At 71.2% G+C, this 21,761-nt stretch carries 24 protein-coding genes; 14 read left to right on the top strand and 10 right to left on the bottom strand.

Annotated features, from left to right (window positions below):
• Positions 1-27: 27 nt before the first annotated feature.
• The 6 genes from H7827_RS25945 (at position 28) to H7827_RS25920 (ending at position 3,770) form a co-directional block, all read left to right on the top strand.
• Positions 28-588: an RNA polymerase sigma factor gene (locus tag H7827_RS25945; RefSeq protein ID WP_432747537.1), complete on the top strand. Its 561-nt coding sequence runs from the start codon at positions 28-30 to the stop codon at positions 586-588.
• Positions 579-1,199, top strand: coding sequence for a hypothetical protein (locus H7827_RS25940; protein ID WP_432747536.1), 621 nt, complete (start codon positions 579-581; stop codon positions 1,197-1,199). Before H7827_RS25945 ends, H7827_RS25940 begins: the two co-directional genes overlap by 10 nt.
• Complete coding sequence (locus tag H7827_RS25935; protein WP_432747535.1) at positions 1,193-1,552, top strand: Asp23/Gls24 family envelope stress response protein; 360 nt, start codon at positions 1,193-1,195, stop codon at positions 1,550-1,552. The genes H7827_RS25940 and H7827_RS25935 overlap by 7 nt, the downstream gene beginning before the upstream one ends.
• Before the next feature lie 82 nt (positions 1,553-1,634).
• Positions 1,635-2,903 (top strand): glycosyltransferase family 4 protein, encoded by a 1,269-nt coding sequence (locus H7827_RS25930; RefSeq protein ID WP_432747534.1) that lies wholly within the window; start codon positions 1,635-1,637, stop codon positions 2,901-2,903.
• Entirely contained in the window at positions 2,903-3,493 is a 591-nt protein-coding gene (locus tag H7827_RS25925; RefSeq protein WP_432747533.1) for a hypothetical protein, read from the top strand. The genes H7827_RS25930 and H7827_RS25925 overlap by 1 nt, the downstream gene beginning before the upstream one ends.
• On the top strand, positions 3,453-3,770 hold the full coding sequence (locus tag H7827_RS25920; RefSeq protein ID WP_432747532.1) for a hypothetical protein: 318 nt from the start codon (positions 3,453-3,455) through the stop codon (positions 3,768-3,770). Before H7827_RS25925 ends, H7827_RS25920 begins: the two co-directional genes overlap by 41 nt.
• 50 nt (positions 3,771-3,820) lie before the next feature.
• Here H7827_RS25920 and H7827_RS25915 read toward each other — a convergent pair whose 3' ends face one another.
• The 4 genes from H7827_RS25915 to H7827_RS25900 are packed head-to-tail and all read right to left on the bottom strand — an operon-like array spanning position 3,821 to position 8,922.
• Positions 3,821-4,936 carry an ABC transporter substrate-binding protein gene (locus H7827_RS25915; protein ID WP_432747531.1) on the bottom strand — a complete coding sequence of 372 codons (1,116 nt, stop codon included), beginning with the start codon at positions 4,934-4,936 and terminating at the stop codon, positions 3,821-3,823.
• Positions 4,933-6,642 (bottom strand): ABC transporter permease, encoded by a 1,710-nt coding sequence (locus H7827_RS25910; protein ID WP_200368236.1) that lies wholly within the window; start codon positions 6,640-6,642, stop codon positions 4,933-4,935. Before H7827_RS25910 ends, H7827_RS25915 begins: the two co-directional genes overlap by 4 nt.
• The gene (locus H7827_RS25905) at positions 6,639-7,757 is read right to left on the bottom strand and encodes an ABC transporter ATP-binding protein (RefSeq protein ID WP_432747530.1); all 1,119 of its coding nucleotides are present in this window, start codon (positions 7,755-7,757) and stop codon (positions 6,639-6,641) included. Before H7827_RS25905 ends, H7827_RS25910 begins: the two co-directional genes overlap by 4 nt.
• Positions 7,758-7,797: 40 nt before the next feature.
• Positions 7,798-8,922: a PrpF domain-containing protein gene (locus tag H7827_RS25900; protein WP_432747529.1), complete on the bottom strand. Its 1,125-nt coding sequence runs from the start codon at positions 8,920-8,922 to the stop codon at positions 7,798-7,800.
• Between the two features lie 111 nt (positions 8,923-9,033).
• Between H7827_RS25900 and H7827_RS25895 the strand changes: the two genes are divergently transcribed.
• From H7827_RS25895 to H7827_RS25885, 3 genes are all read left to right on the top strand, one after another.
• Positions 9,034-9,966: a LysR family transcriptional regulator gene (locus H7827_RS25895; protein WP_432747528.1), complete on the top strand. Its 933-nt coding sequence runs from the start codon at positions 9,034-9,036 to the stop codon at positions 9,964-9,966.
• Positions 9,967-9,987: 21 nt separating this feature from the next.
• Positions 9,988-10,755, top strand: a complete 768-nt coding sequence (gene uppS, locus H7827_RS25890) for a polyprenyl diphosphate synthase (protein WP_432747527.1) — start codon at positions 9,988-9,990, stop codon at positions 10,753-10,755.
• Positions 10,756-10,882: 127 nt separating this feature from the next.
• Complete coding sequence (locus tag H7827_RS25885; RefSeq protein ID WP_386541508.1) at positions 10,883-11,602, top strand: DedA family protein; 720 nt, start codon at positions 10,883-10,885, stop codon at positions 11,600-11,602.
• A 16-nt stretch (positions 11,603-11,618) separates the two neighbouring features.
• Here the strand turns inward: H7827_RS25885 and H7827_RS25880 are convergent, their stop codons facing one another.
• Entirely contained in the window at positions 11,619-12,815 is a 1,197-nt protein-coding gene (locus tag H7827_RS25880; protein ID WP_200368824.1) for a cation:proton antiporter, read from the bottom strand.
• Between the two features lie 470 nt (positions 12,816-13,285).
• On the opposite strand from H7827_RS25880, the gene H7827_RS25875 reads away from it, so the two are divergent.
• A complete protein-coding gene (locus tag H7827_RS25875) occupies positions 13,286-14,356 on the top strand; it encodes a sporulation protein (protein ID WP_432747526.1) in 1,071 nt (356 codons plus the stop codon).
• Positions 14,357-14,447: 91 nt separating this feature from the next.
• On the opposite strand, the gene H7827_RS25870 is transcribed toward H7827_RS25875, so the two are convergent.
• Entirely contained in the window at positions 14,448-16,739 is a 2,292-nt protein-coding gene (locus H7827_RS25870) for a glycoside hydrolase family 9 protein (protein ID WP_432747525.1), read from the bottom strand.
• 285 nt (positions 16,740-17,024) lie between these two features.
• On the bottom strand, positions 17,025-17,954 hold the full coding sequence (locus H7827_RS25865; protein ID WP_432747524.1) for an AraC family transcriptional regulator: 930 nt from the start codon (positions 17,952-17,954) through the stop codon (positions 17,025-17,027).
• Positions 17,955-18,064: 110 nt separating this feature from the next.
• Between H7827_RS25865 and H7827_RS25860 the strand changes: the two genes are divergently transcribed.
• On the top strand, positions 18,065-18,745 hold the full coding sequence (locus H7827_RS25860) for an NAD(P)H oxidoreductase (RefSeq protein ID WP_432747523.1): 681 nt from the start codon (positions 18,065-18,067) through the stop codon (positions 18,743-18,745).
• Positions 18,746-18,774: 29 nt separating this feature from the next.
• Here the strand turns inward: H7827_RS25860 and H7827_RS25855 are convergent, their stop codons facing one another.
• From H7827_RS25855 to H7827_RS25845, 3 genes are all read right to left on the bottom strand, one after another.
• A complete protein-coding gene (locus H7827_RS25855; RefSeq protein WP_432747522.1) occupies positions 18,775-19,428 on the bottom strand; it encodes a DUF4291 domain-containing protein in 654 nt (217 codons plus the stop codon).
• Positions 19,429-19,577: 149 nt separating this feature from the next.
• Positions 19,578-19,778: a DUF397 domain-containing protein gene (locus tag H7827_RS25850; protein ID WP_386532621.1), complete on the bottom strand. Its 201-nt coding sequence runs from the start codon at positions 19,776-19,778 to the stop codon at positions 19,578-19,580.
• Positions 19,765-20,652, bottom strand: coding sequence for a helix-turn-helix domain-containing protein (locus H7827_RS25845; RefSeq protein ID WP_432747521.1), 888 nt, complete (start codon positions 20,650-20,652; stop codon positions 19,765-19,767). The genes H7827_RS25850 and H7827_RS25845 overlap by 14 nt, the downstream gene beginning before the upstream one ends.
• A gap of 286 nt (positions 20,653-20,938) precedes the next feature.
• On the opposite strand from H7827_RS25845, the gene H7827_RS25840 reads away from it, so the two are divergent.
• Genes H7827_RS25840 through H7827_RS25830 form a run of 3 tightly spaced genes read left to right on the top strand, consistent with a single transcriptional unit; the run spans position 20,939 to position 21,710 of the window.
• Positions 20,939-21,121, top strand: coding sequence for a hypothetical protein (locus H7827_RS25840; RefSeq protein WP_386532616.1), 183 nt, complete (start codon positions 20,939-20,941; stop codon positions 21,119-21,121).
• Positions 21,118-21,330 (top strand): hypothetical protein, encoded by a 213-nt coding sequence (locus H7827_RS25835; protein WP_046722862.1) that lies wholly within the window; start codon positions 21,118-21,120, stop codon positions 21,328-21,330. The genes H7827_RS25840 and H7827_RS25835 overlap by 4 nt, the downstream gene beginning before the upstream one ends.
• Positions 21,327-21,710, top strand: a complete 384-nt coding sequence (locus H7827_RS25830; protein WP_046722863.1) for a hypothetical protein — start codon at positions 21,327-21,329, stop codon at positions 21,708-21,710. Before H7827_RS25835 ends, H7827_RS25830 begins: the two co-directional genes overlap by 4 nt.
• The last annotated feature ends 51 nt before the right edge of the window (positions 21,711-21,761 follow it).

Genomic DNA, 21,761 nt, shown 5'->3' with positions numbered 1-21,761 from the left:
CGGATTTTTTTCGGAAGGGGGCGGTGCGTGTCAGGGAACGGGTCGGACGGTCACGACGACGCGCTGCTCGCGGTGCGGGCGGGAGAAGGTGACGAGGATGCCTTTGAGGTGCTGGTACGGCGGCACGGACCGGTCCTCCTGCGGCTCGCGGAACAACTGCTCGGCAGTGCCGCCGAGGCGGAGGACGCGGTGCAGGAGGCGCTGGTGAGCGCCTGGCGCCGGCTGCCCGAGTTCCGGCGGGAGGCGGCGTTCGGCAGCTGGATGTACCGCATCGTCACCAATCGCTGCCTGAACGTGCTGCGGGCCCGGCGTCCCCTCACTCCGCTGGAGGCGGTGGCGGAACCGGCCGCGCCGGAGAGCACCGCCTCGCCCGAGCGGGCGGCCGTGACGGGGGCGGCGGTGCACGCGCTGCGCGAGGCGCTGTCGGGCCTCTCCCCCGAACAGCGGGCATGCTGGGTGTTGCGGGAGTTCCACGATCTGTCGTACGAGGACATCGCGAAGGCGGTCGGGATCAGTCAGCAGGCGGTGCGCGGCCGGATATTCCGGGCCAGGCGCGCTCTGACGGAGGCGATGGCGGCATGGCGCTGAACGACGGGCCCCCGGAGGAGACCGAGGACGAGCTGCTGCCCTGCGGGCGGTCCCTGATGGAGCTGTGGGAGGACGCCGAGAGCGGGTCCGCGACGGTGGCGGGGCATCCCGGCGACTGTCCGCACTGTGCCCGGGCGCTGGAGGAGCTGCGCGCGCTGGAGGGCGTCGTCTCGCGTTCGCGCGCCGAACAGGAGGCGGCACCGCACCGCGAGCTGTCGGTGACCCGGGTGATGGACATCGTGCGGATGGAGCTGCGGCCCGGACGGACGCTGCCGCTGGGCGAGCCGGACGAGGACGCGTGGATCGTGGAGGCGGCCGCCGCCAAGGTGTTCCGCAGGGCGGTGGACGCGCTGACGGGGGTCACGGCCGGGAGCTGCCGGATCGCGCCGCTGGGCGCGGGCGGCCGGGGCTCGGTGGCGCGCGGCCCGGTGCGGGTGCGGCTGGAGGTGGTGGCGGACCTGTCCTGGACGATTCCGGCGCTCGCGGCGACGGTGCGGGACGAGGTGGCCCGGGCGGCGGACGAGCGGCTGGGGCTGCGGGTGCACGCGGTGGACGTGGTGGTCGTCGATCTTCAGGAAGCGGACGGGGAGCGGGGGCGTGGCGCATGGTGAACGGTGAAATCGCCGAGCGGGTGCGACGGGCGGCCTTCGCGGCGGCACGCGGCGTGGAGGGGGTGGCGTTCCTGCGGCCTGGCCTGGCGGATCTGCTGCGCCCCGCGGGGTCGGGGGCGCGGCGCGGGCCGGCCGGGGTCCGGGTGCGGCCGGGCCGGACCGCGGGGAGCTGGGAGATCCGGGTCGAGCTGGCGGCGGAGCGCGGCCACCGGGCGGTGGAGGTGACGCGGGCGGTACGGGCGGCGGTGACCGGGGCGGTCGCCGAGGTGCTGGCGCCGCCGGGCGGTGCCGGGGCCGGCGGCGCCGCGACGGGACGGGTCGCGGTGTCCGTCACGGTGAGCGATATCGCCTGACCGGGCGGTTCATTCGCTCCATTTGCACCATGTTTTGGTCAAGTCTGCAACGCTCCCGGATTCCCGGGCTGTCTTTGAAGATATGAAGATCTCTTTCCTCCTCCATAACGGCTATGGAATCGGAGGAACCATCAGAACCACGTTCAACCTCGCGGGGGCGCTGGCCGGACGGCACGACGTCGAGATCGTCTCGGTGTTGCGGCACCGGGAGCGGCCGCACCTCACCCTCGACCCCCGGGTGCGGATGCGCGCCCTCGTCGATCTGCTCACCGAGCAGGAGGACCCCCGGCACGGCCGGCCCTCCCGCGTCTTCCCCTCCGGGGACACGCGGCGCGCGCAGTACAGCGAGCTGACCGACGAACGGATCGCCGCCGCGCTCGGCACCGTCGACGCCGATGTGGTCATCGGCACCCGGGCCGGGCTCAACGTCCACCTGGCGCGGCAGGCCCCGGACCGGGTGGTGAAGGTGGCCCAGGAGCATCTGACGCTCGACAGTCACCCCTCCCGGATGCGTACCGCCATGCGCCGTGTCTACCACCGGCTGGACGGGATCACCACGGTCACCGAGGCCGACGCCGCCTCCTACCGCCGCAAGATGCGGCTGCCCCGGGTCCGCGTCGAGGCGCTGCCGAACTCCGTGCCCCGGCCGGTGCTGCCGCCGGCCGACGGCCGCGCCCGGGTGGTGATCGCCGCCGGGCGGCTGCACAGGGTCAAGCGCTACGACCGGCTGATCGAGTCCTGGGCGCTGCTCGCCGAGCGGTTCCCCGACTGGCAGCTGCGGATCTACGGGCACGGCCCGGAGCGGGACCGGCTGCGGCAGCGGATCGACGAGCTGGCGCTGAATGACCAGGTGTTCCTGATGGGGCCGGCCACCCCGCTGGAGGCGGAGTGGGTCAAGGGCTCCATCGCCGTGATGACCTCGGAGTTCGAGTCGTTCGGCATGACCATCGTGGAGGCCATGCGCTGCGGGCTCCCGGTGGTCTCCACCGACTGCCCCAACGGCCCGCGCGAGATCATCGAGGACGGGGTGGACGGCCTGCTGGTACCGGTCGGCGATCCGCACGCACTGGCGGCGGGCCTGGAGCGGCTGATGGCGGACGAGGCCCTGCGGCAGCACATGGGGCGGCAGGCCCTGGATAACGCCGCCCGGTTCGATCCGGTGCCGGTGGTGGACCGGGCCGAGGCGATGTTCGAGGACCTGGTCGCGGCCCGGCGCGGCGGTGCGCCGCGCCGGGCGCGCGGCGCACGGCGCGGCATCGGCGCGGCGCTGGTCAGCCACGGCCACGCGGTGCGGGATCTGACACTGGCGGCGGGCGCCGCCACCCTGAAGACGGTGCGGAGGGGTCGGTGATGGGCGTGAACGGGACGAACGAGGAGGCCACTGCGGCCGTGGCCGGGGCTTCGGAGACCGGCACTCCGGTGGCCGACTGCGCGGTGGACGCGGCCGGGGTCTTCACCGTGGAACTGGACCTGCCCGGCGGGATCGCGGACGGCACGGCGCGGGTGCTGCTGCGGTCGCGCCCCCGCGCGGGCGAACAGGCCACGGACGTGACCCTGGAGACGACCCCGGTGCCCGGACGGCCCGGCCGGGTACGGGCCCTGCTGCCGGTCGAGCCGGTGCTGGCCGAGGGGCACTGGGAGGTCCGTCTCGGCGGTGGCGGCCCGGCACTGCCGGTGGCGGCCGGGATACGGGATCTGCGCGCCCTGGTGGACCGCACCCCGCCCGAGAGCGCCGGGCCGCTGGCGGTACGGGTGCCGTACGCCGGCCAGGAGGGCCGGCTGATGCTGCGGGTGTGGCGGCGCGAGGGGCATGTGGAGGCCGGCGCGTTGCGGCTGGCCGACGGGGCGCTGACGGTGCGGGCCCGGCTGGTGGGGGGTGGCGCCGGAGCCGGGTGCGCGGGTGCTGCTGCGGCGCCGCGGCAAGGGCGGACCGCGGCATGAGGTGGAGCCGCGCACGGATGCCGACGGCGGCGTCGTGTTCACGGTGGAGCTCACCGAGCTGCTGGAGGAGGAGCCGCCGCGCGCCGCCTACTGGGACCTGTTCTGGCTCCCCTCCCCCACCGCGCCCAGGATCCGGATCTCCCGGCTGCTGGACGATGTGGCCGAGCGCAAGCGGGTCTTCGTCTATCCGCACACCCGGGTGGCCGGGCAGCGGGTGTTTCCCTACTACACGGTGGACAACGACCTGTCGATCGAGGTGAACGCCCCGGCGGGGTGATCCCCGGCGGGGCCGGCCGGGGGCGTACCCGTCGCCCCCGGCCGGCGCTGTCACAGATAGCCGAACAGGGAGAGCCAGCGCCGCTGATCGCCCTCGGCGGCGGCGAGCAGTTCCAGCGGCGGGATCCGGACGATCAGCCCGGAGTCCGCCTCGGGCAGTTGGTGGCCCAGGATCTCCGGGGGGCTGACGTCGGTGCGCGCGGGGAACTCGCCGATCTGGCGGAACACGTCCTGGCCGCGCTGGGACAGGTTCCAGTCGAGGAACAGCTCGGCGGCGGCCTCGTGGCGGGCCGATGAGGTCTTGCCGACGAAGTAGTCGTAGGCGGCCATGCCTTCCTCGGGGACCACGAAGTCGACCGGGGCGTTCTTGGCCGCGGCGATGTTGACGCTGCTCACCACGGCGGTGGCCACCGCGACCTCGCCCCTGGCCAGGGATTCCAGCGCGGCGCTGGAGGAGTCGAAGATGCGCGGCTGCTGGTCGGCCAGGGCGGGCAGGAAGTCCGGGCCCAGCCGCTCCTCCTGGAACCGGGTGAGGGTGAGCGAGGAGCCGCCCGCGCCGACCTGGGTGATGCCGAGGCGGCCCTTCCAGGTGTCCTGGGTCAGCTCGTCCCAGGAGGTGGGGGCCTCCTCCGGGTCGACCAGCACGGTGTTGTAGGCGAAGGTGTACAGCGGGTTGAAGACCCGGTAGAACGCGCCGTCCTGGTAGTTGACGGTGTCGTCCAGGGTGTCGTAGCCGGGCACCTCGTGGCTGGTGAACACCCCGGCGTCGTACATGCGCATGGCGATGTCGTAGTCGGAGGTGCGCACCACGTCGGCGCCGAGCCGGCCCGCGCCCTGTTCGCTCAGGACGCGTTCGGACAGCCGGTTGGGTACCAGCCGCACCAGGTTGACCTCGATGCCGGTGTCCCGTTCGAAGGCCGCGATGACCTGCTTCTCGGAGTTCTCGACGTAGCCGCTGTACAGGGAGAGCGAGCCCTCGGCGCGGGCCGCCTCGAACAGCTCGGCGTCCGCGATGTGTTCGCCGTCCACCACCAGGCCGTCGGTGGTGTCCACGGTGGCGGACTCGGCGTCCACCACGTTCACGGACGGGGGCGCCGCGCACGAGGCGGCGGCCAGGGCGATGGGCAGGGCGAGCGCGGCCAGGGCGTACCGGGGGGTCGTTCTCATCGGGCACCGTCCACGGTCCGTGCTCCCAGGGTTTTGGCCAGCAGGGCGATGATCCCGATGACGCCGCAGTACAGCAGGCTCACCGAGGCGGCGCCCTGCATGGCGCCGTTGTCGTAGTTGTCGAAGATGAGGATGGACAGCAGCCGGGTGTCGGAGGTGAACAGGAAGAGCGCGGCGGACAGTTCGCGCATGCACAGCATCAGCAGGAGCAGCAGGGTGGAGACCATGCCGACCCGCATCAGCGGCAGGGTGACCTTGGTGACGGCCTTGACGCGGTGGGCGCCGAGCAGCACGGCGCTGTCCTCCAGATCGCGGTCCACCTGGAGGATGGAGGCGCTCACGCCCCGGTAGCCCTGGGGCAGGAAGACGGCGAGGAAGGCGACGATCAGCACGATGACCGTGCCGTACACCGGCAGCGGCATGACCAGCCAGGTCCACAGCAGACCCAGGCCCAGCACGATGGCGGGCACGGCGAGCGGTGCCATGGCGGCGAACTCCAGGACACGGCGGCCGGCGGCGCCGGTGCGGTAGACCGTGTAGGCGAGGGCGAAGCTGAGGGCGGTGCCGATCAGTCCGGCCAGCACGGCGGTGAGCACGCTGTTGCGGGCGGCCTGGAGGAAATCGGGCGAGGTGATCATCTCGCCGAGCGCGTAGAAGGACAGCGCGCCGGGCTCGGTGAGCTGGCCGAGCGAGGCCACGTACGGGGAGTTCTGCAGCGAGGCGATGAGCAGCGCGCCCAGCGGCAGGACCACGGCGAGCACGAAGTAGGCGACGGCGGCGGCGAGGGCGGGCAGCCGCCAGCGGCCCAGCGGGACCTTCTTGGGCTTGACGCCCTTGCCGGTGACGGTGGTGAACTTGCGGCGCAGGACGGCGCGCTGCTGGATCGCGGTGACGATGAGCAGGACGCCGGTGAGCACGATGGCGACGGCGGCGGCCTCGTTGCCCCGGGAGGGCGAGGCGTTCATCAGCCGGTAGATGAAGCTGGGCAGGGTGTCGATCTGGGCGGGGTTGCCGATCACCTGGGCGACGGGGAAGTTCTCCATGGTGAGGGCGAAGATGAGGATGCCGGAGCCGAGGATCGCGGGGAGGGCGAGGGGGAAGGTGACCCGGCGCAGGGTGCGTCGGCGGGTGCCGCCGTGCACGAAGGCGGCTTCCTCCAGGTCGGGGTTCATGAGGGAGAGCGCGCCGTGCACCAGGAGGAAGGCGTACGGGGCGTAGTACAGCGCCAGGACCATCACCAGGCCGGGCGTGCTGTAGATGTTGAGGGTGAGGTCGAGTCCGGCGCCGTGCAGCAGCAGGTTCAGGAACCCGGTGGCGGGGCTGCCGAGCAGGGACCAGGCCAGCGCCCCCACCAGGGAGGGCAGGAACATCGGGGCGATGCCGGCGAAGTAGATGAAACGGCGTCCCGGGGCGTCGGTGCGGGCGGCGAGGAAGGCCAGGCCGCAGCCGATGGCGAGGGCCAGTACGGAGGCGGAACCGGCGATCAGCAGGGAGTTGCCGACGGCGCCGAGTGCCTGGCTGGAGCCGAAGATCGCGAAGTTGTCGAAGGACAGGCCGCTGAGGCCGATGGAGCCGGGCCTGGGTATCTCGGAGCTGAACGCGGCGAGCGCGATGAACAGCATGGGGACGATGACCAGCACGCCCAGGACCAGCAGCAGGACGGAGGTGGGCAGGCCGCGGCGGAGTCTGCCGATGAGGGCGCTCATGCGGTCACCTCCGCGGGGAGCACCTGGATGGCGGCGGGGTCGGCGGTGGCCCACACGGGCTCTCCGACGCCCAGCAGGGAGGTGCCGCGGCGCGGGACGATGGCGTCCAGGTCGGGGCCGTCCTTGAGGGCGACGCGGTAGCGGACGTAGGAGCCCTGGAAGCTGACCACGTCGACGCGGCCGGGCCAGGTGTTGGCGCCGGTCAGGGGCTCGGGGGTGAGCTGGATGTCCTCGGGGCGGATGCAGGCCCGGGGGGCGGTGAGGTCGCCGGCGGGGGTGGGGGCGGTGCTGGTGACCTCGGTGGCGTGGCCGGTGAGGCGGAAGGTGGTGGTGCCGGTCGCGGTGGTGCCGGTCGGGGCGGCGGTCCCCGGGTCGCAGGGGAAGATGTTGGAGACGCCGAGGAAGTCGGCGATGGCCGCCGAGGACGGGGCGTCGTAGATCCGCTCGGGGCGGTCGATCTGGACGATGCGGCCGCCCTGCATCAGCGCGATGCGGTCGGCCAGGGCCAGCGCCTCGGACTGGTCGTGGGTGACGTAGACGCAGGTGAGGCCCAGGCGCTGCTGGATGTCGCGCAGTTCGACGCGCAGCCGGTCGCGCAGCCGGGCGTCCAGGTTGGACAGCGGTTCGTCGAGCAGCAGCACGCTGGGACGCATGACGAGGCTGCGGGCGAGGGCGACGCGCTGCATCTGGCCGCCGCTGAGGAGGCTGGCGCCGCGCTCGGCGTAGTCGGTCAGACCGACCAGTTCGAGGACCTCGGCGACCCGCTCGCGGATCTCGGCCCTGGGCAGCCGCTGCTGCTGGAGGGGGAAGGCGACGTTCTGGAAGATCGTGCGGTGCGGCCACACCGCGTACGACTGGAAGACCATGCCCACATTGCGTTTGTTGGGCGCCATCCGGATGCCGCGCTCGCTGTCGAAGACGACGGTGTCGCCGATGGTGATCCGGCCGCGGGTGGGGGTCTCCAGGCCGGCCACGCAGCGCATGGTGGAGGTCTTGCCGCAGCCCGACTTCCCCAGCAGCACCAGTGACTCGCCGTCCTCGACCGTGACGCTGAGCCCGTCGATGGCGGTGGCTTCGCCGTAGGCGAGGGTGATGTTCTCCAACTGGACTTTCACGACAGCTCCTTTGCTGCCCAGACAACGTGTGCGGTGCCGCTCACACGCTTTCCTGGAGTAGTGCGGGGACGAGAAGTTGAGCGGTGGCGATACGGCGGGCTGCCCGGTGCAGGGTGATGAGCCGGACGGTGCCGGCGGAGTCGGTCTCCGCTTCGGCGGTCACTACTCCGGCCGGGGTTCCCAGCCGGATGACGGAGGCGGACGGCCGGTTTTCGGCCAGCTGCGCCGGGATCGTGCCGGGCGTCAGCACCGCCGCCGCGACGGCCACTGCGGAGGTCAGCCCGATGGCCGGGTGCGGCGCGTGCATGGACACCATGCGAACGGCCACATCGTAATCAGACCCCTTCACCTGGTCACCCAGCGTGGTGAGGTAGTCGCCGGGTGGCGCCACGACCCCCACTTTGGGGATGGCGTGGCTGACGGGGTCACGGTCGGTGGCCAGGCCCATGCGCAGTGCCGCCGCCCGGCGCAGGGTGGCGAGGGCCGGCACGAGGGCGGCGAACGCCTCGGGGTGCTCCAGCCCCGTGGCGCCGAGCGCGGCGGCGTCGGCGAGGACGGCGGGGGCACCGGCGTCGACCAGGGTGGCCGGAATTCCACCGTCGAGGGTCTCCACGGGGGCGCCGGTGGGCAGCAGGGCTCCGGTGCTGGCCCCCGAGGGGTGCCGGAAGCCGAGCCCGACGGGGACGCCGGTGGCCAGCGAGCCGGGCACGGTCGCGGCGCCGAGTTCGGGGACGGTGCCGTGCGGGGTGGGGACGGTGGCGGAGAGCCGGACACCGGTGTTGCGGTTGCGCATCACGACGGTGCTGTGCGGCGCGGTGGCGGGGGCGAGCCCGTTGAGCAGGGCGTAGAGGCCGACCGCCGTGGCGCAGTTGCCGCAGTTGCTGCCCCACTCGACACCGGGGGTGCCGATGCCGACCTGGGCGAACAGGTACTCGACATCGACGCCGTCCTCGGTGGAGGGGCGCACGATCGCGGCCTTGGAGGTCGTGGAGGTGGCGCCGCCGACGCCGTCGATCTGGCGCGGGTCACGGGCGCCGAACGCCGAGGCGAGCACCTCCTCCAGCCGCCCGCCGGCCTCCGTGGCGCCGGGGGGCAGATCGCGGGCGTCGAAGATCCAGCATTTGCTGGTCCCGCCGCGCATGAGGGTTCCTGGCAGTCGCAACACCCGACGTCCTTCCGTACCTGGTCCGAGCGATGTCGAGCATGGACGCCGCGGAGGTTCAGTACAATCTCGGAAAAGTGGATGCCCCTTCAGCAAAACTTAAGGCTGGCCCCGATGAGACTCGATGTACGGCGGATGCTGCTGCTCGCCGAAGTCGCTGCGCACGGCTCGCTGACAGCGGCGGCGCAGGCCATGGCGTTCACCCCGTCCGCGGTGTCGCAGCAAATCGCAAAGCTGGAGTCGGAGGCCGGTCAGCCGCTGCTCGAACGCCATGCGAGGGGCGTCGCCCTCACCCCGGCGGGAGAAGCCCTGGTGCGGCATGCCCAGCGGATCGGGCGGCAGCTGGGCGCGGCGGCGGCCGAGCTCGACGAGATCGCCGGACTTCGCTCAGGCGAACTGCGCATCGGGTCCTTCCCGACCGCCGGATCCTCGCTGCTGCCGCTGGTGGTCCGGCGCTTCGCGCAGGCCCATCCGGGCATCCGGCTGGTGGTGCGCAGCGCCGTCCTCGACGGGCTGCGGGCGATGCTGGAGAGCCGCGAGATCCAGCTGGCCCTGCTGTGGGACTACGACTGGAGCCGGGTGGACGATCCGGCGCTGGCGCTCACCCCACTGCTGGAGGACGCGACCGCGCTGATCGTCTCGGACCGGCACCCGCTGGCGCACCGCGCGTCGGTGACCATGGCGGAGCTGAGCGCGGAGGAGTGGATCACCCGGGCCGACGAGCACCCGGTCGCCGATGTGCTGGCGCGCAGCTGCCGCGCGGCCGGTTTCCAGCCGTCGATCGCGTTCTTCGCCCACGACTACCAGGAGGCGCAGGCGATGGTCTCGATCGGGCTCGGTGTCGCGCTGGCGCCCGGTCTGGCGCTGACGAACCTGCGCTCGGGGATCAAGGTGATCGCCCTGGAGCCCTCGGCACCCACCCGCCGCATCCTGCTGGCCCGGCTGGCCGACCGCCGTCCCACCCCGGCCGAGGCGGCGGCGGAGACCCTCTTCCACGAAGCGGCGGACACCCTGCGCCGCGACCGCGCACGGCGGACCGCCGGGTAGCCGGAACCGCACCCCGGCCGCGTGGCCGGCGGTACGCTCCCGGCCACGAACGCCACCGCACCGCACCCCGACTCGCCGCCCCGCATCCCCGCCGGGTTACTGCCCCGCCGGGTGGCGGTCGCCATGGACGGCAACGGGCGCTGGGCCCGCGAGCGCGGCCTCTCCCGCAGCGAGGGGCACCGGGCGGGGGCCGGGCGGCTGCCCGAGCTGGCGAGGGCGGCGCTGGAGGTCGGGGTGGAGCAGGTGCTGGTGTACGGGTTCTCCACCGAGAACTGGCGCCGCTCTCCGCAGGAGGTGTCCGGATTGATGCGGCTCGCCGGGCAGGCGCTGGGGGCTCAGCGCGCCGAGCTGCACGCCATGGGCGTACGGGTGCGCTGGTCGGGACGGCCGGGGCGGCTGTGGAAGGGCGTCATCGGGGAACTGCGGGCCACCGAGGAGCTGACCCGGGACAATCAGCGGCTGACCCTGGACCTGTGTGTGAACTACGGCGGTCAGGCGGAGCTGGTCGACGCGGTGGCGGCGATCGCGCGGCAGGTCGGGGCCGGGACGCTGCGTCCGGAAGCCGTCGACGAGGCGGTGGTCGCGCGGCACCTGTACCAGGGTGACAGCGGCGACGTGGAGCTGTTCCTGCGGCCCTCGGGCGAGCGGCGGACCTCCAACTTTCTGCCCTGGCAGCTCGCGCACGCCGAGCTGGTGTTCATGGAGGTTCTGTGGCCGGATTTCGAACGGCGGCACCTGTGGGAGGCCGTACAGATCTATGCGGATCGCCACAAGCGGCGCGGCGGATGAACGTCCGACCCGCCATCCTTCCCCTTCCGGCTCGGTCTTAATCGGGCCGGACGGGAAATGCGTTGGTAGCCTGGGGCGAGTGCCCAGGACTGTCGTGTCCGGGCTTCTCCTCAGGGGTTTCCTTCTTATGGTTTCTCTTGCTCTCGGGCCGCAGTGGCTGGACCCGGACTGGCTCATCCCGACCTTCGGCCTCATCGGCATCCTGGTGATCGTCTTCGCCGAGTCGGGTCTGCTCATCGGATTCTTTCTCCCCGGTGACTCCCTGTTGTTCACCACGGGACTGCTGGTCGCCACCGGCCAGTACCTGCACTACCCGCTGTGGCTGGTGTGCACCTTGATCGTGATCGCCGCCGTGGCCGGCGACCAGGTCGGCTATCTCTTCGGCAGAAAGGTCGGGCCCGCGCTGTTCAACCGGCCCGACTCCCGGCTGTTCAAGCAGGAGAACGTGGCCAAGGCGAGCGAGTTCTTCGCCAAGCACGGCCCCAAGTCCCTCATCCTGGCCCGCTTCGTGCCGATCGTCCGCACCTTTACCCCGATCATCGCCGGGGTGGCGCGCATGGAGTACCGCGTCTTCGTGCTCTTCAACGTCATCGGCGGCGTCCTGTGGGGCGCCGGTGTGACGCTGCTGGGGGCGGCGCTGGGGCAGATCGAGTTCGTCCGGGCCAACATCGAGTTCATGCTGATCGGCATCGTGGCCCTGTCGGTGCTGCCGATCGTGATCGAGCTGTGGCGGGCCCGCAGGGCGAGCAGGCGTACGGGCGGGGCCGCGCTCGCCGGTGCCGATGACGACGGCGCGGAAAGCACCGCGCCCCCGGCCGATGGCCGGGGGCGCCATGCGAGACGCTGAGCGTCGCGCCTGCGGATCAGCGACCCGCTGAGGCGTGCTCTTCCTCGGGTTGCCGCTCGGCCTCTTCCTTGGCCGCGCGGCCGCCGGGGAGGATCCGGGCCACCCAGTGGGAGCGGCCGGCCACCAGGGGGGCGACCACCGCCAGGATGAGCACATAGCTGGCGATGAACGGCGACAGCCGGGGGTCGAGCCCGGCCGTGGCGGCCATGGTGGCGAGGATGAGGGCGAACTCTCCTCTGGCGAGCAAGGTGGTGCCCACATTGGCCGTGGGTTGCGGTCCGAACCCGTAGATCCGGGCCGCGACGATACCGGCGGTCAGGTTCATCGCGACGGTGATCACGACGGCGATCAGCACCGGGACGATGACGGATCCCATGTCGCCCGGGTCGATGGACAGACCGAAGGCGAAGAAGAAGATCGCGGCGAAGGCGTCCCGCAGCGGATGCACCAGATCGCGGATCCGGCTGCCCGAAGCGGTGCTGCCGAGAATCAGACCGACCATGAAGGCACCGATGGCGTCGGCCACCCCGAACTTCTCGGAGATGCCGGCCACCAGGACTGCCGCACCGAGGAACGAGATGACGAGCAGCTCGTTGTCCTTGATCGCGAACAGCTTGCCGATGACCTTGGTGCCGAACCGGGCGGCCAGGGCGAGCAGCAGCAGGAAGGCGAAGGCCTTGCCGATCTGCAGGGCGGTCTCACCGAAGCCGTCGGCCCCGGAGATGATCGGCTGCAGGGCGGCCAGGTAGAGGGCGAGGAAGATGTCCTCCACCACGATGATGCCCAGGATCGGCTTGGTCTCGGGGTTACCGATGCGCCCGAGGTCCACCAGGATCTTGGTGACGATCGCGGATGAGGAAATTCCGAGGACACCGGCGAAGACGAACGCCTCCGAGGTGCCCCAGCCCATCATGAAACCGAAGGCGAGACCCGCGCCCACGTTCAGGGCGAGATACATCCCACCCGCGATGGCCATCTTCTTGCCACCGGTCTTGAGGTCGTCCATGTGGAACTCAAGGCCGAGGTAGAACAGCAGGAGAACCAGCCCGAGGGCGGAGAGCATCTCCAGGTCGTGCGGGTCGTCGAGCAGGACGAAGCCGGGGGTATTGGATCCGAGAAGTATTCCGGCGAGGATGAACAGCGGGATGGTCGGCAATCCGATGCGGCTGCCAAGGCGAGCCAGGACCGCGGCGGCGACGAAGGCGCCACCCATGGCGAGCAGAGTGTCAGCATGTCCCATGGCGGTCACCTGGGGGGTGTGACGGTCGGGAGCAACGGGAAGCCGATGCGGGCGGGCGTCGTCAAGTGGATGTCTCCTCCTGGGCGTCCGGACGTCTCGGTCAAGTGAGCGTCAAGAAAGCGTTAATAGTTAGCTTACCAAACCATTTTTTGGTCTGGTTTTCTTCCCGTGACCTGCGTCACGGGTCATCGGACGCTCACCAGGAGAGACGCGCGCCCGAACCGCGCCCCGCGATCGCACCCCATGTGCACGGGATGCCCCGATGTGGGCGGCCCGAGGCCCGCGTACACAGGGGAACACACACCATGGCCGAAAACTTCCGCGCGCCCGTGCGACGGGAACGGCGACGCGGTGCAGGTTAGTTGTGTTCGTGCCCGGATGTGCAGTCCCCCCGGGGACGGACGCCCATCCCTCATGAACAACACGAAGGAGAGAACGCCGACATGGTGTTCAAGAAGCTGCTCGGAGCCCTCGGAGTGGGTGGCCCCACGGTGGACACGGTCCTGGACGGCGGGCCGCAGGGCCTCGCCGTGCTGCCGGGCGGCGCCCTGACCGGACGGGTCGAACTGCGCGGCGGCTCCGCCGAGACGGACATCAACCACATCACCCTGCACCTCGTCGCCCGCGTCGAGGCCGACGGCCAGGGCGCCGGGGGCCGCGACGCCGAGGGCTTCGTCGCCTTCGACCAGATCACGGTCGGCGGCGGATTCCGTCTGGGCCAGGAAGAACAGCGCTCCATCCCCTTCACCGTCCATCTCCCGTGGGAGACCCCCATCACCGAGCTGTACGGGCAGCCGCTGGGTGTCGTCCTCGGCGTCCGTACCGAACTGTCCGTGTCCGGCGCCAAGGACAAGGGCGACCTCGACCCGATGCGGGTCGCCCCGCTGCCCCTCCAGGAGAAGATCCTGGAGGCCTTCGGCACCCTCGGCTTCGGCTTCCGCACCGCTGACCTGGAGCTGGGACACATTCCCGGCACCAGTCAGAGCCTGCCCTTCTACCAGGAGATCGAACTCAACCCGTCGCCCCAGTACGCGCACGTGATGCGCGAGATCGAGGTGACATTCCTCACCACCCCGGCCGGCGTCGAGGTCGTCCTGGAGGCCGACAAGCGCGGCGGCTTCTTCGGACAGGGCGGGCACGACACCCTGCTGCGTTTCGGCGCCTCGCACGCGGACGCCGAGCAGCGTGACTGGACGGCCGAGGTGGCGTCCTGGATCGAGCAGCTGGCCACCCGCCAGCAGCAGCGCGGCGCGATGGGGTACGGCGGCCAGCAGGGCGGCTTCCAGCAAGGGGGTTACCCGCAGGGTGGCTACCAGCAGGGCTACCCGCAGGGCGGTTACCCGGGGCAGCAGCCCCAGCGCTCCGGGCCCGGGATGGGCGGGGTCGTCGCGGGTGCGGCGGCAGGTGTCGCGGTCGGCGCCCTCGGCGCCTACGCCATCGGCGAGATGATGGACGGCGACGACGGCGGAGACGTCGAAGCCGCCGAAGAGGACTTCGGCGGCGACGAGGAGTAAGCGGGCCGGGCGTGTGGGGGCACGCGGCGGCGCGAACCGCTCCGTGCCCCCCACCCCGGCCGGCCGGTTGGCCGGCCGGCCGGTCAGCCCATCAGCCGGTCAGGTCGTCCGCGAAGGACGCCACCCAGGCCAGCGGAGCATTCCAGTTGATGGTGACCTCATTGGTCGCGTACGACTCGATGTGGTCGATGTAACACATCGCCGGGGCGCAGCCGGCCAGCCGCTCCTCCGCGACCGGATCCTGGAGCTCCTGGTTGGGGCCGCCGGCCACGCTGCCGGGCGGCGGGTTCGGGAGCGCGGGGTTCAGCTGGTTCGCCCAGAACCGGTGGTGCTGGTTCTGCGCGTACCGCTCGCCGTACCCGGTGACGTACGACAGGTTCAGCGGGTTGGCGCCCAGCAGGTAGTCGAAGCCGCGCAGCAGCGCGTCCCGGTGGGCGGGATCGCCGGCCAGATCGTAAGCGGTGCCGAGCACCACCATGTTGTTGAGGACCTGGCTGTTGGAGCCCCAGAAGTAACCCCCGCCGTCCGGCGAGTCGTAGGGCACCCCGTACGCCGAGCCCGCCGAGTCGGCCGCGAACCCGTCCGCCGCCTCGATCAGCAGGGCACGCACGGCCGCCAGTTCGGCTGCCGGCAGCTCGCTGTCCACGGTGGCCAGGCTCAGCGCGCCCAGGCCGGCCGTGGACTGCCAGGAGAGCCCGTTGCGCGGGAAGACCGCGTCGACGTCACCGTGCAGCTCCGAGCCGAGCAGCGCCTGGCGGTAGCTGTCCTCGCCCGTGGTGACGAAGAGTTCGGCCGCCGCCCAGTAGAACTCGTCCCGGACGTCGGAGTCCTCGTACGCGCCACCGCCCTGCCCGTCGGTCGGGGGGGCGTACCGCTCCGGGTTCGCCAGCGCCGCCTGCCAGGCCGTGGTGGCCGTGCTCGCGCAGCGGTCGGCGAACTCCGCGTCGTAGGGCGCGTACAGCCGGGCACACTGCGCCGCCGCTGCCGCCAGGTTGAGCGTGGCGGCGGTGGACGGCGGGGCCAGCTCGCGCGGCTGCGGGTCCTGGTCCGGGCGCAGCGGAAGACCGGTCCACTCGCGGTCGTGCAGCTTGTGGTGCGCCATGCCGGCCAGCGGCTCACCGGCCGGGACCTGCATCCGCAGCAGGAACTCCAGCTGCCAGCGCGCCTCGTCCAGAATGTCCGGGACACCGTTGCCCTGCTCGGGGATGGCGAGGCTGCCGTCCCCCAGCGCGTCGCCGTCGGCGCCTTCGGCGGTCAGGGTGCGCTCGTAGGAGGACATCAGCTGAGCAACCGAGATACCGCCGTTGACGACGTACTTGCCGTGGTCGCCCGCGTCGTACCAGCCGCCGTGCGCGTCCAGGGTGTAGTCGCACTGGCCCGGGCGGCAGGGCACCTCGAAGTCACCCTGGTTGGCGCCCTCGTTCAGGTGCCCGGCGGGGCGGGCGTACTGCTCCCCGACGTACTGCGCCTCGATCTCGATGCCACTGCGGTTGTGGTAGAAGTACGCCAGCGCGTCGGTGCGCAGCGTCGAGTAGAGGTCGTCGCCGATGGCGAACGGCTCGCTCACCTCCCCGTCGACCGCGACCGTGTACCCCTCCCCCGGTTCGGCGAACGCCCCCAGGTCGAAGGTGTGGACGTGCTGCTCTGAGGTGGGGTCGACGCCGACGGGGGTGGTGCTGCCGGTGGCCCGCTCCGTGCCGTCCGCGTCGCGCAGTGACCAGCTCAGGGGCGAGGTGGCGTCACTGACCAGGGTGCCCCGCTTGGGCCCTTCGGTGAGGTAGCCGACCTGGTTGACGCGCACCGGCGATCCGGTGTCCGGCTCGTACACGGGGGGTTCGGCGCCACCGCGCAGCGAGACGTCGTCCAGACAGAAGGTGTACGGCTGCTGGTGACCGCCGAGTTGGAAGGCCAGCTGGGCGGCGGTGTTGTCGCTCTTGGCCGTGAAGACGTGGGTGACCGGCTCGGGTTCGGACCCGATGGGATCCACGGCGGCCAGCTCGGTGGTCCAGGGCTCCTCGGCCAGTTGGACGAGGCTGCGGATGGCGACCGGGGCGGAGGCGGTCGCGGTGTAGGTGAGGGCGTACGTCTCGCCCTCGGTGAGCGGAAGATCGTCCTGCCCGATGATGGCGTCCCAGGCGTTCAGGGTGCCGCCGGGCACGTCGGCGCACAGTTGACCGTCGACGACGGCGGCGGGGCTTCCCGGGGTCCACCACCAGGGGGCGGTGCCGTTCGAGAAGTCGCCGTTGACGATGAGTTCGGGCGGCTCCTCGGCGCCGGCGCTGGTGGTGACGGCGGTGAGGGCCCCGGCCAGCAGGGCGGTGACGGTGACGGCCGCCAGCGGCAGCCGGCGTCTGCGATGGCGTCCGGAAGGTGCTGAGGACACGGCTCTTGTCCTTCCACGGATCGGTGGGGGGTGGGGAGAGCGGCCCCCATGGATGGGAGCGCTCCCATCGCATCGTCAGGGTGCTCCGCCTCCCCGTCAAGGCATCGGACGCCCCGGGTGCGGACTCCGTTGACCGTTCCATCTGGCGACAGCCGTCTCACCTGCCTCGACCGTCGGCTGCCCTGCCGCACCGGATCGTCGACGCCCGGGCTCCGGCACGACGTCTCGGTGTCGTGCTGCGGTCCGGAGCGTGCGGCCCGCGTCCTTGCGGCCGCGGACCGTGACTCATGCCGCCGTGGTGCGGAATGCGCTGGGGCTGAGGCCCTTGTGGCGTTTGAAGGCGGCGCTGAAGCCAAAGGCGTCGGCGTAGCCGACCGTCTTGGCGATCTGGGCGATGCTGAGGTCGGTGTCGGCCAGGAGTGCCTCGGCGTCGTCCATGCGGCACTCGGTGAGGTAGGTGAGGGGCGGACGGCCCATCAGCTCGGTGAAGCGCCGGGCGAACAGTGCCCGGGAGACGCCGGCTTGAGCGGCCAGTGAGGCGACCGTCCAGCTCTCGGCGCGCCGCCCGTGGAAGGCGTGCAGGGCGGGGGCGAGGACCGGGTCGGCGAGGCCGCGGTACCAGCCGGGCGCGTCGGCGCCCGCACGGTCGAACCAGGTGCGCAGCGTGCAGACCAGCGCCCAGTCGAGGAGCCGGTCCATCAGCGCCTGCGAACCGGCGGAGAGCCGGGCGGCGTCGGCGGCGGAGTTCTCCAGCCAGGCGCAGACCTCGGTGTCCTCGGCGATGACCAGGACGGGCGGCAGGGCGCGCAGGAGCCGTTCGTGGCGGTGCCCCGAGGCGCGGTAGGCGCCCACGATCAGCGCGGTCGCTCCCTCCCGTCCGGCGCCCCAGTGGATGCCGTCGAGTTCCTGGGCGGTGCACGCGGCGTCCGCGGTGAAGCAGTTGACCTCGTACGCCGTGTGGGGGTGGTGGACAGTGGCAGGCTTGTCCGCGAGGCGGAACCGCGCGGGGCCCCGGACGATGGCAGTGTCGCCCGCGCCGATCTCCCGCTCGGTGCCGTCGGTCAGCAGCAGCGTGCCGCCACCGCGCAGCATGCTGACCATGGTGAGCGGAGCGGCGTCGGCGAAGGTGATGCTCCAGGGCTCCGTCAGGACGGCATTGCTGACGACCGAGCCCTCGGCCCGGATGCCGCTCAGCAGTGAACTCAGGGGATCCACAGCGTGATCATAGACGATCTCCTATGTCCTGGAGAGTTTCTCCCATGGATCATCCACGGGGCCACGGCTGTACTGGATTCACCGCACAGATTGAGCCCTCAGGAGAGACCGTGCCGCAGCACAGCAGTGACACCAGGACGGCCCTCGTGGTCGTCGCGCACCACCGCAGCGATTCCCTCACCGCCCACACCGCCCGCCGCGCGGCTGCCCAGCTGGAGGCCGCCGGGTACCGCATCGACCTCCTCAACCTGCACGCCGAGGGGTTCGACCCGCGGATGAACGTGGAGGACCAGCCGGAATGGGGCAACCGGGAGAAGCCGTACTCGGACGAGACGCACGCCCACATGCGGCGGATCCTCGACGCCGATGTCGTCGTCGCCGTCTTCCCGGTGTACTGGCAGAGCGTGCCCGCCGTCCTCAAGGGGTGGATCGACCGCGTATGGAACTACGGGTTCGCCTACGGTCGCAGCAAGCCCCGCCTGGCGGGCAAGCGCGTGCTGTGGCTGGGCCTGGCCGGCGCCACCGCCGACGACCCCAGCGCGGAGTCGATGCAGTCCGTCCTCGACATCAACCTGAACGACAGCATCGCCTATTACTGCGGCTTCTCCCGCTCCACCGTGGGTTTGCTCCTTGGCGCGGAGGAGCGACCGCAGCGCATCGACGCCGAGGGCAATCTGCTGGTCGGCGAAGCGGTGTCCGGGGCCGAGCGGGAGGCGCAGTACACCGATTTCGACCTTCGGGCACGGAAGTTCGTGGAGGAGTTCCTCGCGGACGAACCAGTCGCGGCCTGACGGCCTCCGGATCCGACGGTCCGAGCCGTTCAGGCGCTCGGTGCCGGTACCGGGGCCGGGCCCGGGGTGGGGGCGGGGAAGGCAGGCAGTTCGGGGCGGAGGTGGCGCAGGAAACCATCGGGTACGGGATAGGGACGTTCTTCGGGCAGCAGAGCGCGGGCCGCGTCCAGTTCTCCGGCCCGTACGTGGGCGTGGACGGTGTGCGCGAGGTCGGTGACGTCCGTGATGGAGACCGTCCACGCGTCGGCGTAGCGGTGCGCGGCCTCGCCGGTGAGGCCGAGTTGCAGAGAACGGTGGGGCAACGGTTTCAGCCACAGGTCGCGTTCGGGGTCCCACTGCACCCGGGCCGGAGTCTCGCGCAACTGCCGTTTCCAGGTGGCGTGGTCGGGGTGGATCCCGGAGGCGTAGTGGGACAGGCAGGCGTGCTCCAGCGCCCACTCGAAGCCCTCGCGGGTGATCTCGACGGCCAGGACGGTCTCCTGATCGTTCTTGGTGCCCCAGCCGCAGCGGTACATCATCCACAGGAAGGACGGTTTGATCCACGTCATCCGGTCCCGTTTCCAGGTCGCGGGGAATCGTCCGTCCCGGGCGGCGGGCAGGCCGATGGCCGGTGCGTACGCTTGGTAGACGGTGACCGTGGTGGCGGTGTGCCGGGCGCGGATCTCGTACGTGGGTGTTGTCACAGCGCCCAGCGTGGTGGCACCGCACGGCTGGCGCCATTGAATTACCGGGCAAGCTGGGCGTGTTGAGCCTCCCCCAATGCACGCGTGGGGAAGCCGGACGCATCGGCCCGGCTCCTCCACGGCGCGCGCCACCGGCAGCCGGAGAACGCTCAGACCACGCGGTCGGCGACCCCGGACACGAAAGCCGACCAGGTACCGGCACGGACGATCAGAACCGGGCCGCTTCCTTCGTGCTTGCTGTCCCGCGCCATCACCTGGCCACCAAGGAACGCCGCTTCCAAGCAGTTCCCGTTTCCGTTGCTGTAGCTGGACTTCCTCCACTGCGCGTGTCGCACATCAACCCTGTCCATAGCTCCCTGCCACCTCAGCGATCAGCACTCTCGACGCCCGCTCATCGAGCGCCGCCTCCCACGTTCCCTCGAACGCCTGCTCGTACTGCTGTACTTCCCTCGGCTTGTCCAGATACAAGCCTCCCGTATAGCCATCCGCGTACACGGTCGGCGGCTCCGAGTCGTTCCCGTCACCGTTGAGGGGGAAGCGCAGAATCACGAAAGGTCCCGTGACGAGTCCCGCATGGGCCCCCGCCAGGAAGGGGACCACGCGCACCGTGATGTGTGGGAGTCCGGACATGTAGATGAGATGGGCCAGTTGCTCGACCATCACACCGTCCCCGCCGATGGGCCGGCGGAGTACCGCCTCACTGAGAGCGACACGCAGCTCCGGTGGGTCGGTGACCCGGGTAAGCAACGACTGTCGCTCGACGCGCAGGCGCACCCGGCCTTCAAGCTCCTCCTCGCTTATCCCGCGAAGGTGAACGCGGATGATCTCGCGCGCGTAACGCTCGGTCTGGAGCAGCCCCGGCACGACCTCGTTCTCGTAGGTAGCGAGACGCGTCGCCGCCTCTTCGAGTCCGACGTACACGTCGAACCCCTCCGGGATCACATCACCGTAGGCATGCCACCATCCCCGCGCCTTGGTCTCCTTCGCCAGCCCCATCAGCGCCTCGGTGAGATCCGATGGAGCGCCGTAGACGAAGCACATGGCCTGAACATCGAGACTGCGCAGTGGGGTTTGCCCGGTCTCGATGCGCCACATCTTGGCCTCGGACCACTCCAGCTTGCGAGCGGCCGCACGCACCGTGAGCCGCGCCCGACTCCGCAGTTCTCTGAGATTCCGGCCGAGTTGGCGTCGTGGCACCGTCGATCCAGTGGGCCCTGCGACCATCCTTCGCCCCTTCACTGACTCGCCATGAGAGATTCCCGCCACTCACGATGCAAGCAGTCACGTACCCGCCATACAAGACGAATCATCAGTTCGAGACTATTACCGCGATGAATCGTCACGAAGTCTTGCACCGTGCATGGTCGCACCGGCACTCTGGCGATGCCGTCGCTCGGTGTACAAGTGCCGTGACTTCGCGTCACTTTGACGCGCCATCGGTGCCGCACTGCTCCGCGTCGGCCGGCACGTGCCCGGCTGCGCCGGGCTGATCCATGGCAGGTGAACCCTGGTGCACACCGTGAATCCGGAGCGAGTACAGGACGGCGAGGAGCCGGACGAAGCCGAAGAGCTGCCGCCGGAGGATGACGACCACGCCGAACTGCGGGAGAAGGTCCGGCACATCAACGCGTCCAGTGAGACCGGGCTCGGCATCAAGAGCGGCGGCCGGGCGCTCGGTGGGGGTGTGCGGTGAGCGGGTGGCCCGAGGCGGTGGAGATCACCGCCGAGACCGTACTGGTCGGGGATGTGATCTCGGTCGGCGGCCGGCCGCTGGTGGTGGTCGATCTGGTGCTGACGACCCGGGGCGGGCGGCGGCTGGAGTTCGCCACCGGGGAGGCGCTGACGCTGCACTCCCGGTCGCGGCTGAACGCGACCCGCACGAGCGGCCGGGGACGCCGGTGATCACGGCGGCCGGGACCCGGCCCGTCCCACCACGGCTGGGGGACCGCTCGGAGTGGGTGCTCGGGCGCTGCTGGCTGTGGTGCGGGAACCGGCACACCTGGGTGCTGTGGCTGGGACAGGCGAGGACCACCGGCCACCACGCCCCGCTGTACGCCTGCGAGGAGTGCGTGGACCGGCTGCACCACACGATCATCGACTACGGCGAGGCCATGACGGACGCGCCGGTGGATGGGTCGGGGATACGGGTCCCCCTGTACCTGGCGGCCGATGAGACACCGTGGCCGGGGCCCGTACGGTACCGGCGCGGACGGCACCGGCGCCCGCGGACGGCGCTCGGCCGGTTGTGGGAACGGGTCATCACGGGGCGTTCCGCGCGCTGAGTAGGCCACCGGGCCGGGAGCGCGCACGCTCCCGGCCCGGTGCCGGCTCCG

The sequence above is a fragment of the Streptomyces sp. JH002 genome, assembly GCF_050916115.1.
Lineage (GTDB): Bacteria > Actinomycetota > Actinomycetes > Streptomycetales > Streptomycetaceae > Streptomyces > Streptomyces xiamenensis.
The sequence above is the reverse complement of the archived record's forward strand: the minus strand, read 5'-3'. Positions and strand labels throughout refer to the sequence as shown.